This window comes from Salinibacterium sp. NYA9b, assembly GCF_976973725.1.
Genome location: NZ_OZ333476.1, coordinates 2,318,678 through 2,331,182, shown reverse-complemented (window position 1 = coordinate 2,331,182; position 12,505 = coordinate 2,318,678). Strand labels below are relative to the sequence as shown.

Genomic DNA, 12,505 nt, shown 5'->3' with positions numbered 1-12,505 from the left:
GCCCGCACGGCTTAGGCCACCCTGCCCGCGTCAGGTTAACAGCAGGTGTTGGCGGCCTGAACTTTATCTGAAGTGAGCCCCCGTCGCGAACTTGCGGCAAGTGAACGCCTCAGATGTAACTAACCTAGTGGCTATGGACTCTGCGTGGCTCGTGCCGGCCGCCCTCGCTTTCGGGGTATTTCTTGGCAGCGGTATGTCCTTCATCATTTATGCGGCCGCTAAACGCGGTCAGCGGGCTGCCCACGTGGTGTCTTCTGCGGTGCCGGATGGCGTCGATCAGGTCATTGATGCGCTTGAATCCGCGGGTATCGTGCTCGATCCGTCGAACAACATCATGAAGGCGTCTAATGCGGCGCTGACCTACGGTCTCGTCTGGAATCACGCGCTCGTTCATCCCGAGCTTGTGGAGTTCGTCGACCAGGTTCGCCGCACTGGGGTGCCCATTGCGCAAGAAGTTCACGTTTCTCGTGGCCCCTTCGGCGACGCGAACATTTATCTTTTCGTTCGTGTTGCTCGCTTGGGCACGCGATACGTTTTACTGTTGGCCGAAGATCGCACCGAGTCGTACCGACTGGACGAGGTACGGCGCGACTTCGTCGCCAACATCAGCCACGAGCTGAAGACCCCGATCGGCGCTGTTGGATTGCTGGCAGAAGCGCTCGTGAGCGCTTCTGATGAACCGGATCAAGTGAAGCGATTCGCAAAACGGCTCACCAAGGAGTCGCATCGTCTCGCTCGCATCACGCAAGAGATCATCGAACTTTCACGACTGCAGTCTGCTGACGGGCTTGCCAAAGCGGCTCCTGTCGACATCGACACCGTCGTGTCAATCGCGATCGATCAGAACCGTGCGGTGGCGGAGTTCAACAAGGTCACGCTCGTGAGTGGCGGGCTGACCGGGTTCGAGACGTTCGGCGATGAAACCCTTCTTGTGCTCGCCCTCGACAACCTCATCTCTAACGCCGTGCAGTACTCGCCCGAGAACACTCGAGTCGGCATTGGGGTAAGGCACCGTGACGGTGCCGTCGAAATTTCCGTCACTGACCAGGGCGTCGGAATTCCGGAAGAGGAACTCGACCGTGTCTTCGAACGCTTCTATCGCAGTGACCCCGCCCGCAGCAGGCACACGGGCGGTAGTGGGCTTGGCCTCAGCATCGCTAAACACGTTGTGCAAAACCACGGTGGCGACATCCGTGTGTGGTCGCAGCTTGGCCACGGTTCAACTTTCACGATTCGACTACCCGAGATCGATCCCGACGTAATTAACGCAACAGGAGAAAAACAATGACTCGCATTTTGATCGTCGAGGACGAACCGTCGTTGAGCGAGCCCCTTGCGTTTCTTCTCGAGCGCGAAGGCTACGAAACAACCATCGCCGAAGATGGACTTGCCGGCCTCGCGGAATTCGACCGCAATGGTGCCGATCTGATCCTGCTCGACCTCATGTTGCCTGGCCTTGCCGGCACTGAGGTTTGTCGCGAGATTCGCACGCGTTCCAGCGTTCCGATCATCATGCTCACGGCCAAAGACAGCGAAGTGGATATCGTGGTCGGTCTCGAGCTGGGAGCGGACGACTACGTAACGAAGCCGTATTCGAGCCGCGAGCTCTTGGCCCGCATCCGTGCCGTTTCTCGCCGTCGTGCGGAAGACATCGACGACACCGATTCGGTTCTTGAAGCCGGGGGAGTGCGCATGGATGTCGAGCGCCACACGGTGTCGGTGGATGGCAAGGATGTCACCATGCCCCTGAAGGAATTTGAACTGCTCGAGCTCTTGTTGCGCAACGGCGGTCGCGTACTGACGCGCGGCCAGTTGATCGATCGAGTGTGGGGTGCTGATTACTTCGGCGATACGAAGACGCTTGATGTGCACATTAAGCGCATCCGCTCGAAGATCGAGAAGACGCCGTCTCAGCCGACGATGCTCGTGACGGTTCGCGGTCTCGGGTACCGCTTCGAAGACTAGAGATCAGCGGGGGTGCATGCCGGACTCGCTGAGCCGGTGTGCACCGCTAGGCGCCCCTCTGTGTCGCTGGGGTGAACGAACGCTAGTGCGGGCTATTCGCCGAGCGCGCTTGCCGGAGCGAGGTCGCTGTAGATCGGGTTGTCGCCGGAGATGACCGGAACGAGAAGTTCTTGGCCGCCCTCGTCGCCGAACTGCATGTAGATCGGGAAAAGCGCGCCAGCCTTGACGCCGGCATCGGTGATGACGATCGTGTCGCCGTCTACCTCGGTGCCGTAGGTCTTGACTGCGTTGGAGGTGATCGGCTTCGAGATGTCGATGCGCTCACCGTCGGCCGATTCGTACTGAAGGCGCAGGCTGCCGCTCGTGGTGGTCGTGTTGACGACCGTGATCATGAGGCTTACAGCGCTGTTGTCGTCGTTGCTGATGGCAAGAACGTTGCGCACCTTGACGTCGCCAACCTCGGCTCCGATGCCGTCGCTGGGGTCATAGTGGTTCAATGTCGCCGTAGGCGTGATGAACGAACAACCGGCGGTGCCCACTAGGAGAGCGCCGGCAATAAGGGCGGAGGCTGCAGCGCGTGCTGCGCGAGTGCGTACTGTCACAGATCCATACTATAGATAGCCGAGCCGAGGGGTTTACTTAGGCAAGCCTTACCATGTGTTTACTGTGATAAACTGGGTTTTCTTCGAGAGGACCACTATTCATGTTGTTTGAGGTCGGCGAGACAGTCGTTTATCCCCACCACGGTGCTGCAACCATCACCGAGGTTAAGAAGCGCACCATCAAGGGTGAAGAGAAAGTTTATCTAAAGCTCAATGTAACCCAGGGTGATCTCACCATCGAAGTGCCTGCAGAGAATGTTGATCTCGTGGGTGTTCGCGACGTTATCGGTCGCGAGGGACTCGACGCAGTATTCGAGGTGCTCCGCGCGCCGTTTACTGAAGAGCCCACTAACTGGTCGCGCCGCTATAAGGCCAACCTGGAGAAGCTTGCTTCTGGCGATGTCATCAAGGTTTCCGAAGTTGTTCGCGACCTGTGGCGCCGTGACCAAGACCGCGGGCTTTCAGCCGGCGAGAAGCGCATGCTTGCCAAGGCACGTCAGATTCTTATCTCCGAGCTCGCTCTTGCTGAGAAGACTGACGAAGACAAGGCATCGCTGGTTCTCGACGAGGTTCTGGCTTCCTAAGCCTCGAATAGCTGGCCGTATTCACAGGTGAGCATGGGTAGGCTGATTCGCTACGTCTTTCTGGCGGAGGAGTATTTCCTCGCCCATCGATTTGGAGATACCCGCCCCCTATGACTCAACAGAATGCTCCGCGCATTGCAGTAATCCTGCTCGGCGCCGGAAACGGTACCCGCCTCGGCCGTAACGAGCCAAAAGCTTTCGTTCATCTCGCTGGCCGTCCGACCCTGAGCCGTGCTCTTGAATCCGTGTTCGCCATGGTCGATCCGATTCAAGTCATCATCACGGTACCTAAGTCGTACGCTCCCATCGCCAAGCAGCTTGCGCGCTCGGTTCCGGGCGGTCGCGACCACGAGCCAACGATTATTGTCGGTGGCGCTACTCGCCAAGAGTCCGTGGCAGCCGCGCTCGACTTCCTCGAGCCCAGCGTCGATGTTGTTCTCGTGCACGATGCCGCGCGCCCGCTAACCCCGAGCGTTGTCTTCGACTCTGTTGCTGCTGAAGTTCGCAGCTCCGGCGCTGGCGTTGTTCCCGGCCTGCCGGTTGCCGACACCATCAAGCGCACGGATGACAGCGGCCTGATTGTTGAGACCGTTGATCGCTCGGTGCTCATGGCCGTCCAGACCCCACAGGGCTTTCCCCGCGACCAGCTCGTCGCGTCGCACGCCGCTGCTCAAGAAGAGCACACCGATGATTCAGCGCTGGTAGCCGCCGCCGGGTATCCCGTCTCGATCATTGCTGGCGACCCTCTCGCGTTCAAGATCACCACGGCGTGGGAGCTTCGTCGCGCCGAACAGCTGTTCACCGAATCCGCGGCCACCGGCATCCGGGTCGGCACGGGCACCGATGTGCACGCCTACGACGAGACCAAGCCGCTCTGGCTTGCGGGTCTTCACTGGCCAGACGAGGTCGGCCTTCGCGGTCACAGCGATGGTGACGTGGTTGCACACGCAATCTGCGACGCAATGTTGTCCGCAGCAAAGCTCGGTGACCTCGGCAGCGTCTTCGGCACGAGCGATCCCAAATTCGAAGACGCTCACGGTGATGTGTTCCTGCGTGAAACTCTCTTCCTCCTTCGGGATGCGGGTTTCGAGGTCGGCAACGTTTCCGTTCAGCTCATTGGCAATCACCCGATGGTGTCGCGCCGCCGTGTTGAGGCAGAGGAGTTCCTCAGTGGAATCCTTGGTGCTTCGGTGAGTATCGCTGGCACGACATCCGATGCTCTCGGCTTTACGGGCCGCGGCGAAGGAATGGCGGCGATCGCTACAGCGCTCGTGCACGTGCGCACCGTCGCCGAAGCGGCACACAGCAAGGGCTAGCTTCCCGCGTCACCCCTGGCGCTGGACTCTTTCTGGGTCCCGTCGCTTTGTCGTCGTTTTTCGAGCCTCGTTGCGCAAGTTCTAGCGGTATGGGGCGCGCTGTCGCGCCCTCGGACAGAATCTGAGCGGTATTTTTTTTCGGTTCTGCCTTGGTTCATTGCTTGTCGGACTGCTATACCTGTTATTACACGACTGTGAGCCCAATGCTCACATATGTGCAAATGCAGTACCAGGGTCGATGGGGACACGCACCTCACGTCTACGCCGCCGGCCCTGACAGGCGCCGACAACGAAGTTGCGGCTGGAGAAAGGTGTGAGATGCAATCTGTTCTGGACACGATAATCTGGGCGGCGGATTCGCCGCCAGTGCCGGCCAGCGACAACCCGTTCATTCAGGCCCTTACGTGGGGTGCAACGCACTTCATCGGCCTCTTCAACGCTTCGGGCGAAGCCCTTGTCGGTTTGGCTACCGGCATCCTGCCGACACTGATCGTGCTCCTCACGTTCATGTACGCAATCACCACCTGGGTGGGCGAAGCGCGCATGACTCGTGCGGTGCAGTGGTCAGCTCGTTGGGCCATCACTCGCTACACGCTCATGCCCATCATCGCGGTCATTGTGTTGACCAACCCGATGGCGTACTCCTTCGGCATCTATCTACCCGAACGACAGAAGCCGGCGTTCTACGACTCAGCAGTATCGTTCGTGCACCCCGTTACGGCTTTCTTCCCGCACGCTAACGCCGGCGAGATCTTCGTCTGGGCTGGTGTCTCGGCTGGAGTGCTCTCCATCGCTCCTGAAAAGTACCCGCTGCTCGCGCTGCTGTACTTCGGAACCGGCATCGTCGTTATCTTCATTCGTGGCATCGTCACCGAATGGATCACGAACCTGCTCATCCGTCGCCAGGGTCTGACCGCCGTCTTTGACGAGTACGACCGCGAATTTGCTTTGGCCAGTGAACGCTTCATCGAGGCAAAGTCGACCAAGAAAACCGGATCCTCGGTTGCCACTGAAGGGACGGTGTGATCATGACTGAGAACACCTACAACAAAGTATTCGTCAAGCCCGGCAACGGCGGCTGGGGCAAGGGCCTCCTGCTCGAGCCCAGTGAGACCAAGAACGTCGTTCTCTCGGTAACCGGTGGCGGAATCCACCCGGTCGCCGCGCGTATCGCTGAACTGACCGGCGCAGAAGCTGTCGACGGCTTCACCAACAGCATCCCCGAAGAGCGCGTTGTCGCTGTCGTGATCAACTGTGGTGGAACCGCTCGCATCGGCGTTTACCCCAAGAAGCGCATGATGACAGTGGATGTCTTCCCGGGGGAGCCATCGGGCCCCCTCGCGAAGTACATCACCGACGATGTCTTCGTCTCCGCAGTAGGAACCGAAGATGTTGAACTGGCCGGAGGCTCAGCAGCGTTCGCAACTCACGCTGCTGAAGCGGCTGCAGCATCCGAAGCCGCAATTGGCAGCCCCGCACCGTCGGGAGCGTTCGGTACAAGCAACGTGACGCACTTCACGGCCGAGACCACAACCGGTGGTGGTTTCATCGGTTTCTTCTCGAACATCGCTACACGCTTTGGTTCGGTCATCGGAAACATCATCAACACGCTCCTGTCGTCTGGTCGCCAGACTGTTCAGCTCGTGCTGCAGACGATCCTCCCGTTCATGGCGTACGTGAGCCTCTTGATCGGTTTCGTCACCTACTCCGGACTGTCGGACCTGATTGCGCAAGCCGTCACGCCGCTGGCCTCGAACCCGATCGGTCTCATCCTCCTTGGGGTGATCACGGGGCTACCGTTCCTGTCGCCCATCCTGGGACCGGGTGCGGCTATCGCTCAGGTCGTCGGTGTACTCATGGGTACACAGATCGCCGCTGGCGCTCTGCCCGTGCAGTACGCACTGCCGACGCTGTTCGCCATCAACGGTCAGGTTGGTTGTGACTTCGTTCCCGTGGGTCTTGCCCTCGGAGAAGCCAAGCCAGAGACGGTCGCAGTGGGTGTTCCCGCTGTACTCTTCTCTCGCCTGATCACATCGCCGCTGGCAGTCCTGATCGCGTGGGGCGCAAGCTTCGCACTGATCTAACCAGCACAACCACCACACGTAACAGCAGAGAAAAGCGAGACAGCAATGACTACCTACTACCGCAGCGAGGTCACGTCCATCGGAACGGACGCCACCGAAATGTTCGAAGGAGGAGTGGTGATCTTCTTCGGAGAACCCTGCCCCACCGAACTGGCTGAGGTAAGCGTGGTCCACACTGTCGCGCACCACCACCCGCAGCGCGACCCCCAGCCGGGAGACGTGCTGCGGGTGGGGGACTCTGAAGTCACCATTACGGAGGTCGGCGAAATTGCCGGACACAACCTCCGCACGCTTGGCCACTTCGTGGTCTACAGCGACCCAGAAGACAGCCAGAAAGTTCTCCCCGGCGCCATTCACGCGAAGGGCACACTCTCGTTGCCCAACGCGGGCGTCACCATTGAGCTCATCGAAGGTAGTTGACATGGACACCGGCTTCGCATTGCTGCTGATGGCAGCGCTCGTTCTGAGCGTTGTATTCAGCCTTCTTCAACAGCGCACGTACTCACGTGCAACCAAGCGCCTGGGAACCAGCTTCCTCGGCGTCAAAGACCACTTCCTCGTCTCCGGACGAGGCAAGAACTTCCTCCGGGGAGCGATCGTGCTTCTCGTCGTCGACGCATCAACGTCGCGCATCGTGGCCGCTGAGGCCATGGTGGGCAGCACCGTGATGGCGCACTTCAAGCCGCGGCCCGAGCTGATCGGTGATCTTGATACCGCCGTGCTTCGCACGAAGGAAAAGATGATGACCGCAGCCGTGGACTATGCGACCAAGCAGTACTGGGTCACGTACAAGCGCAACGTCGCAGCGGCAGCCCGCAAGTAGCGACCGTGCATGTTCGGGTGCTTAGGCATCCGGCATTGCATCGTCGTTCCTATCGGGGCATACTAAATACACATACTTGATTAACTAACGCACATAAGTGCATATAACGTGGTTTCAAAGGGGTAGTCATGGGTTACACAAACAAACTGCTTGCGCGTCAGCGTGAGGTCGGTCGTCCCGTCCGCATCGGACTCGTGGGAGCAGGCCAGATGGGCTCCGGCTTCATCGCCCAGATCGCACGTCAAAAGGGCGTCGACATCACCGCCGTCGCCGACATCGCGATCGACCGTGCCGTAAGCGCTCTCGCCAACGCCGGCATCACCGACGTCGACCAGTCGGCCGACCTTGACGCTCTCGCCGCCACGATCGAAGCGGGCGGCCACGTTGTCGTCAACGACGCTCTGACGCTCCCCAAGCTCCCCATCGACATGGTTATCGAGTGCTCGGGCGTTCCCGAGATCGCCGCCAAGGTCGCGCTGGCATCGCTGCTCGGCGGCAAGGACGTCGCCCTCATGACGGTGGAAGCAGACGTCACCGTCGGTCTCCTCCTGGCTCGCATCGCAGCGCAGACCGGCAACATCTACACGGTCTGCCGTGGCGACGAGCCCGTTGAGTGCCTCAAGCTCGTCGAGTACGTCGAAGACATCGGTCTCGACGTTGTTCTCGCCGGTAAGGGCAAGAACAACCCCCTCAACGAAACCGCTACCCCCAGCAGCCTCGAAGCAGAAGCAAAAGCCAAGGGCATGAACCCGCGGATGCTGTGCAGCTTCGTCGACGGAACCAAGACGATGATCGAGATGGCTGCCCTCGCTAACGCGGCAAACCTCGAGCTCACGAAGCGTTCGATGCACGGACCGGCCGCAACGGTGCCGACCTTGCAGGACATCTTCAAGCCCATCGAAGACGGCGGAATTCTCGACCGCAGCGGTGTTGTTGACTACGCCACTGGCCCGGTTGCTCCTGGAGTGTTCGTTGTGGCCAAGGCAACCGACCCCGTTGTTCATGAGGAGCTCAGCTACCTCAAGCTCGGCGAGGGCCCCTACTTCGCGTTCTACCGCCCGTACCACCTCGCGAGCGTCGAGGCAGTGCTCTCGATTGGTGAGGTCATGATCGACCGCCAGCCGTCGCTTGCTCCGATCGCCTGGAACGCCGATGTTTCGGCCATGGCCAAGCGTGACCTCAAGGTCGGCGAGAAGATCGACGGTATCGGTGGCGAGCACGTCTACGGCGATGCTGTTCCGGCAGCCGAGGCTAAGGCCGGGCGCGAACTGCCTATCGGTCTCGCATCGGCGGGCACGCTCATCCGTGACGTTGCCCAGGGCACCGCGGTGACCTACGACGACGTACAGCTCGACGAAACAAAAACCATTGTCATCTTGCGCAAGCTGCAGGATGCCCTTCTCGCCGATGGCCAGTTGCAGGTTCCTGCACTCGCATCGTTGCTCTCCGCCTAAGAAAGGTGACCTCTATGAACACGCAGATCGTTGCGGACCGCGAACTCGCGGCAGCCAGCCTCGCCACCATGTGGAAGATCCGCCGCTTTGAAGAAGCAGTGGAAGACCTCTACGGTCGAGGCCTCATGCACGGCACCATGCACCTCTCGATCGGTCAAGAAGCCGTGCCGACCGGTGCGTGCCTCGCCCTCAACAAGGACGACTACATCACCTCGACGCACCGTGGCCACGGTCACTGCATCGCCAAGGGCGCCGACATGGAGCGCATGATGGCCGAACTCCTCGCCAAGGAAACCGGCTACTGCCGCGGACGTGGCGGCTCGATGCACATTGCGGATACCGAAACCGGAAACCTCGGCGCTAACGGCATCGTTGCCGGTGGAATCCCGATCGCGACCGGCGCAGCGCTGTCGGCCAAGATGCGCGGCACCAAGCAGGTTGCTGTGAGCTTCCACGGTGACGGTGCGATGGGTGAAGGTGCCTGGCACGAGGGTGTTGTGCTCGCGGCCATGTGGCAGCTTCCCGTGGTGTTCCTGTGCGAAAACAACCTCTACGGAATGTCGATGTCGTCGGAGAAGGCCTTCAATCTCGACCAGCTTTCTGACCGCGCAAAGGGCTACGGCATCCCCGGAGTCACCGTCGACGGTAACGATGTTCAGGCTGTCTACGATGCCACGAAGGAAGCGGTTGACCGCGCTCGTGCCGGCGGCGGACCGACCTTCATCGAAGCGAAGACGTACCGCTGGCGCGGACACTCGAAGTCAGATAAGAACCTGTACCGCACGCGCGACGAGATCGATGAGTGGCGCGGCAAGGACCCGATCCCGCACTTCGAAGCTCTGGCTCTCGCCGCCGGTGGCCTGACGCAGGCTGACATCGACGCTGTGCGCGACAACGTGCGCACCGAGCTGCGCAGTGCCGTTCAGCGCGCCAACGCTGCGCCGGACGCCACTGCTGACGATCTTCTTTCCGCCGTCTACGCAAGGTAACAACGATGACTATTGAGACGACCGCGGCCCAGCCCGCAGCGGCCCCCGCAACGGCCGAGACAGTGACAATGACCTACTCTGAGGCCATTCGCGACGCTATGCGCATCGCCATGGCTAAGGACCCCGCCGTCTTCATCATGGGTGAAGACGTCGGAACCTACGGTGGCGCCTTCGGAGTGACCGGCGAGCTGATCAACGAGATCGGCCCCGACCGCATCCGCGACACCACCATCAGCGAGCTCGGCATCATGGGTGCCGGTGTCGGTGCAGCGATGACGGGCATGCGCCCGATCGTGGAGATCCAGTTCTCTGACTTCACGGCTCAGGCCATGGACCAGATCGCGAACCAGGCAGCGAAGATCCACTTCATGCTCGGCGGCGCGGTGAGCGTGCCGATGGTTATTCGCGCTCCCGGCGGTTCGGGAACGGGTGCTGCCGCGCAGCACTCGCAGAGCCTCGAAGCGTGGTTCGTGCACATTCCTGGACTCAAAGTTGTCATGCCAGCCACGGCGGATGACGCCAAGGGCCTGCTGCTGTCGGCCATCGACGACCCCAACCCGGTCATGGTTATCGAGCACAAGCTGCTCTACAAGACCTCGGGAGAGGTGCGCACGGGAGACATCCGCACTCCGCTCGGTGTCGCTGCTGTTCCTCGCGAGGGCAAGGATCTCACGATCATCGCCACCGGTGTCGAGGTGAGCCGCGCGCTCGAGGCTGCCGAGATTCTCGCCGCCGACGGTATCGAAGCAACCGTGGTCGACCCGCGCACACTCAAGCCGCTCGACAGCGACACCATCCTGCGCACCGTCAAGGCCACCGGTCGTGTCCTGCTCGTTCAAGAGGCTGTGCGTACACTCGGCTTCATGTCCGAAGTATCTGCGATCATCTCCGAGTCGGATGCCTTCGGCTACCTTCGTGCGCCGATCAAGCGTCTTGCTGGCCTCGACATTCCCATCCCGTACGCACCCAAGCTCGAACGTGCTTCGGTTCCTCAGGTTGAAGATATCGTCGCGGCAGCCACTGATCTCGTTCGGAAGTGGTGACATGTCTGAGCTGCCACTGACAATGCCCAAAATGTCCATGACCATGGAAGAGGGCACGATGGTCGCGTGGCTCAAGCAGGAAGGTGACTCGGTTCGATCCGGGGAACCGATCTGTGAGGTCGCGACCGACAAGGTCGACATGGAAGTGGAGTCGCCATTTGATGGTGTGCTCGCTCGCATCATTGCGCAGCCCGATGACGTCTACGCGGTAGGCGACACGATCGCGTTCATCACAACCGAAGCTGATGACCTGCTCGGCGGACTCTTCGATGAGCCCTTTGTTGAGGCTCCGGCTGCGGTCGCGGCTGACGCGGCTCTGCCCGTTGCTGCGCCTGCGCCGATCGCCACCGGTTGGATTCCTGCCGTTCCGGCCGCACGCAGTGCAGCAGAAGCCGCAGGCATCGACCTTGCGACCGTGACACCGACCGGCCCAGACAACACCGTGCGGGTCGCGGATGTCGAAGCGGCTACCGCAGCACCCGCTGCGCCAGTTGCGGCACCGGTCGCGCCAGCCGCTCCCGTTGCCCCTGCGGTCGTTCCGACCGCTGCAGCACCCGTCGCTGCTGCCGTCCCGGCAGCAGCGACCCCAGCGGCGCCCGCTGTCGCTCCCGCTGCTGCCGCAGCCCCCGCTCCCGCGGTGGACCCGGTAGAAGCTCGCCGTCTGCGCACCCGCAAGCAAGTTGCCAAGGTGATGTCGGCATCCGCTCTCGTTCCGCAGTTCACTGCCTACGTTGATCTCGATTTGTCAGCTTTGGCTGCCGTGCGCAAAACCACGCTCGGCGGCGCAAGCTGGACCGCACTCTTTGTGCGGGCTCAAGCAATCGCTCTGGCCGAGAACGCTGCGCTCAATGGCACCTGGACTGATGGGGGAGTTGCTGCCAACGAGCACATCGGAATCGCGCTCGCGATTGACTCACCATCGGGGCTCATCGCGCCAGTGCTGACGAACTCGCACGAGGGAACGCTCGCTGAGCTGGTAGCCGAAATCGCCACCGTCGTAGACGAGACGCGTAACGGCACACTGCCGCCAGCGCGCCTCGGCGGCGGAACAAGCGTATTCTCGAACCTGGGTGGATTCGGCGTGGAATCGTTCAACGCACTACTGACACCACCGCAGTCGACGGCTCTGTCGTCGGGGGCCGTCAAGCCACGCATGCGCGTGTTCGCTGATGGAACCTTCGGTGTTCGTTTGAGCTGCACGATCGGCCTCACCGTCGATCACCGTGTAGCTGACGGTGCGGATGCCGCACGCATGCTCGCGACCATCACCAACCTCGTCGCGACCCCGGAGCGCTTGCTCTAGAGCCGCAACCCGCTCGCGGGTTCCACCCCAGCGCTCCGTACGGGCGCTGTCCACCACGTTTCGAAATAGGTACACCATGTCAGAACGCACAGCCACAATCGTTTCGCCGTCCGGACTTCATGCCCGCCCCGCTGCACTGTTCACGCAGGCCGTCAGCAAGAGCGGTTTCAAGATCACTGTCGCTAAGGGTGAGAAGGCTGTCAACGCAGCCAGCATCCTCGCGGTGATCTCGCTCGGCGTTGCTCAGGGAGAAACCGTCACAATCGCTTCGGACGATGAGGGCGCTGACAGCGTTCTCGACCAGCTCGCAGAGCTACTCGCCACCGTCGAATAACTCGTTAC

General features: G+C 61.1%; 14 protein-coding genes. 13 read left to right on the top strand and 1 reads right to left on the bottom strand.

Going from position 1 to position 12,505, the window contains the following annotated elements:
• Positions 1–133: 133 nt before the first annotated feature.
• On the top strand, positions 134–1,288 hold the full coding sequence (locus tag ACWFSR_RS11210) for a sensor histidine kinase (RefSeq protein ID WP_197106313.1): 1,155 nt from the start codon (positions 134–136) through the stop codon (positions 1,286–1,288).
• The gene (locus tag ACWFSR_RS11205) at positions 1,285–1,965 is read left to right on the top strand and encodes a response regulator transcription factor (protein WP_197106312.1); all 681 of its coding nucleotides are present in this window, start codon (positions 1,285–1,287) and stop codon (positions 1,963–1,965) included. The genes ACWFSR_RS11210 and ACWFSR_RS11205 overlap by 4 nt, the downstream gene beginning before the upstream one ends.
• A 92-nt stretch (positions 1,966–2,057) precedes the next feature.
• Here ACWFSR_RS11205 and ACWFSR_RS11200 read toward each other — a convergent pair whose 3' ends face one another.
• Positions 2,058–2,567: a hypothetical protein gene (locus ACWFSR_RS11200; protein ID WP_197106311.1), complete on the bottom strand. Its 510-nt coding sequence runs from the start codon at positions 2,565–2,567 to the stop codon at positions 2,058–2,060.
• A 101-nt stretch (positions 2,568–2,668) separates the two neighbouring features.
• Between ACWFSR_RS11200 and ACWFSR_RS11195 the strand changes: the two genes are divergently transcribed.
• The 11 genes from ACWFSR_RS11195 (at position 2,669) to ACWFSR_RS11145 (ending at position 12,497) form a co-directional block, all read left to right on the top strand.
• Positions 2,669–3,151 carry a CarD family transcriptional regulator gene (locus tag ACWFSR_RS11195; RefSeq protein ID WP_129072070.1) on the top strand — a complete coding sequence of 161 codons (483 nt, stop codon included), beginning with the start codon at positions 2,669–2,671 and terminating at the stop codon, positions 3,149–3,151.
• Between the two features lie 110 nt (positions 3,152–3,261).
• Positions 3,262–4,467 (top strand): 2-C-methyl-D-erythritol 4-phosphate cytidylyltransferase, encoded by a 1,206-nt coding sequence (gene ispD / locus ACWFSR_RS11190; RefSeq protein WP_197106310.1) that lies wholly within the window; start codon positions 3,262–3,264, stop codon positions 4,465–4,467.
• 318 nt (positions 4,468–4,785) lie between these two features.
• Complete coding sequence (srlA, locus tag ACWFSR_RS11185; RefSeq protein ID WP_197106309.1) at positions 4,786–5,493, top strand: PTS glucitol/sorbitol transporter subunit IIC; 708 nt, start codon at positions 4,786–4,788, stop codon at positions 5,491–5,493.
• A gap of 2 nt (positions 5,494–5,495) precedes the next feature.
• On the top strand, positions 5,496–6,551 hold the full coding sequence (gene srlE, locus ACWFSR_RS11180) for a PTS glucitol/sorbitol transporter subunit IIB (protein WP_197106308.1): 1,056 nt from the start codon (positions 5,496–5,498) through the stop codon (positions 6,549–6,551).
• Positions 6,552–6,596: 45 nt separating this feature from the next.
• Positions 6,597–6,971: a PTS glucitol/sorbitol transporter subunit IIA gene (locus ACWFSR_RS11175; protein ID WP_197106307.1), complete on the top strand. Its 375-nt coding sequence runs from the start codon at positions 6,597–6,599 to the stop codon at positions 6,969–6,971.
• Between the two features lies 1 nt (position 6,972).
• A complete protein-coding gene (locus ACWFSR_RS11170) occupies positions 6,973–7,374 on the top strand; it encodes a transcriptional regulator GutM (protein WP_197106306.1) in 402 nt (133 codons plus the stop codon).
• Between the two features lie 128 nt (positions 7,375–7,502).
• Positions 7,503–8,828: an NAD(P)H-dependent oxidoreductase gene (locus ACWFSR_RS11165; RefSeq protein WP_197109552.1), complete on the top strand. Its 1,326-nt coding sequence runs from the start codon at positions 7,503–7,505 to the stop codon at positions 8,826–8,828.
• Between the two features lie 14 nt (positions 8,829–8,842).
• Complete coding sequence (locus ACWFSR_RS11160) at positions 8,843–9,817, top strand: thiamine pyrophosphate-dependent dehydrogenase E1 component subunit alpha (RefSeq protein WP_197106304.1); 975 nt, start codon at positions 8,843–8,845, stop codon at positions 9,815–9,817.
• Between the two features lie 5 nt (positions 9,818–9,822).
• Complete coding sequence (locus ACWFSR_RS11155) at positions 9,823–10,860, top strand: alpha-ketoacid dehydrogenase subunit beta (RefSeq protein ID WP_231599651.1); 1,038 nt, start codon at positions 9,823–9,825, stop codon at positions 10,858–10,860.
• 1 nt (position 10,861) lies between these two features.
• Positions 10,862–12,163, top strand: a complete 1,302-nt coding sequence (locus ACWFSR_RS11150; protein ID WP_447522395.1) for a dihydrolipoamide acetyltransferase family protein — start codon at positions 10,862–10,864, stop codon at positions 12,161–12,163.
• A gap of 76 nt (positions 12,164–12,239) precedes the next feature.
• Positions 12,240–12,497 carry an HPr family phosphocarrier protein gene (locus ACWFSR_RS11145; RefSeq protein WP_197106302.1) on the top strand — a complete coding sequence of 86 codons (258 nt, stop codon included), beginning with the start codon at positions 12,240–12,242 and terminating at the stop codon, positions 12,495–12,497.
• The last annotated feature ends 8 nt before the right edge of the window (positions 12,498–12,505 follow it).

What these genes read in the sequence shown, in the direction of transcription:
- ACWFSR_RS11155 (WP_231599651.1), top strand. Translation starts at nt 9,823, where the DNA reads ATGACTATTGAGACGACCGCGGCCCAGCCCGCAGCGGCCCCCGCAACG.
- ACWFSR_RS11145 (WP_197106302.1), top strand. Translation starts at nt 12,240, where the DNA reads ATGTCAGAACGCACAGCCACAATCGTTTCGCCGTCCGGACTTCATGCC.
- ispD (WP_197106310.1), top strand. Translation starts at nt 3,262, where the DNA reads ATGACTCAACAGAATGCTCCGCGCATTGCAGTAATCCTGCTCGGCGCC.
- ACWFSR_RS11195 (WP_129072070.1), top strand. Translation starts at nt 2,669, where the DNA reads ATGTTGTTTGAGGTCGGCGAGACAGTCGTTTATCCCCACCACGGTGCT.
- ACWFSR_RS11160 (WP_197106304.1), top strand. Translation starts at nt 8,843, where the DNA reads ATGAACACGCAGATCGTTGCGGACCGCGAACTCGCGGCAGCCAGCCTC.
- ACWFSR_RS11210 (WP_197106313.1), top strand. Translation starts at nt 134, where the DNA reads ATGGACTCTGCGTGGCTCGTGCCGGCCGCCCTCGCTTTCGGGGTATTT.
- srlE (WP_197106308.1), top strand. Translation starts at nt 5,496, where the DNA reads ATGACTGAGAACACCTACAACAAAGTATTCGTCAAGCCCGGCAACGGC.
- srlA (WP_197106309.1), top strand. Translation starts at nt 4,786, where the DNA reads ATGCAATCTGTTCTGGACACGATAATCTGGGCGGCGGATTCGCCGCCA.
- ACWFSR_RS11205 (WP_197106312.1), top strand. Translation starts at nt 1,285, where the DNA reads ATGACTCGCATTTTGATCGTCGAGGACGAACCGTCGTTGAGCGAGCCC.
- ACWFSR_RS11170 (WP_197106306.1), top strand. Translation starts at nt 6,973, where the DNA reads ATGGACACCGGCTTCGCATTGCTGCTGATGGCAGCGCTCGTTCTGAGC.
- ACWFSR_RS11175 (WP_197106307.1), top strand. Translation starts at nt 6,597, where the DNA reads ATGACTACCTACTACCGCAGCGAGGTCACGTCCATCGGAACGGACGCC.
- ACWFSR_RS11165 (WP_197109552.1), top strand. Translation starts at nt 7,503, where the DNA reads ATGGGTTACACAAACAAACTGCTTGCGCGTCAGCGTGAGGTCGGTCGT.
- ACWFSR_RS11150 (WP_447522395.1), top strand. Translation starts at nt 10,862, where the DNA reads ATGTCTGAGCTGCCACTGACAATGCCCAAAATGTCCATGACCATGGAA.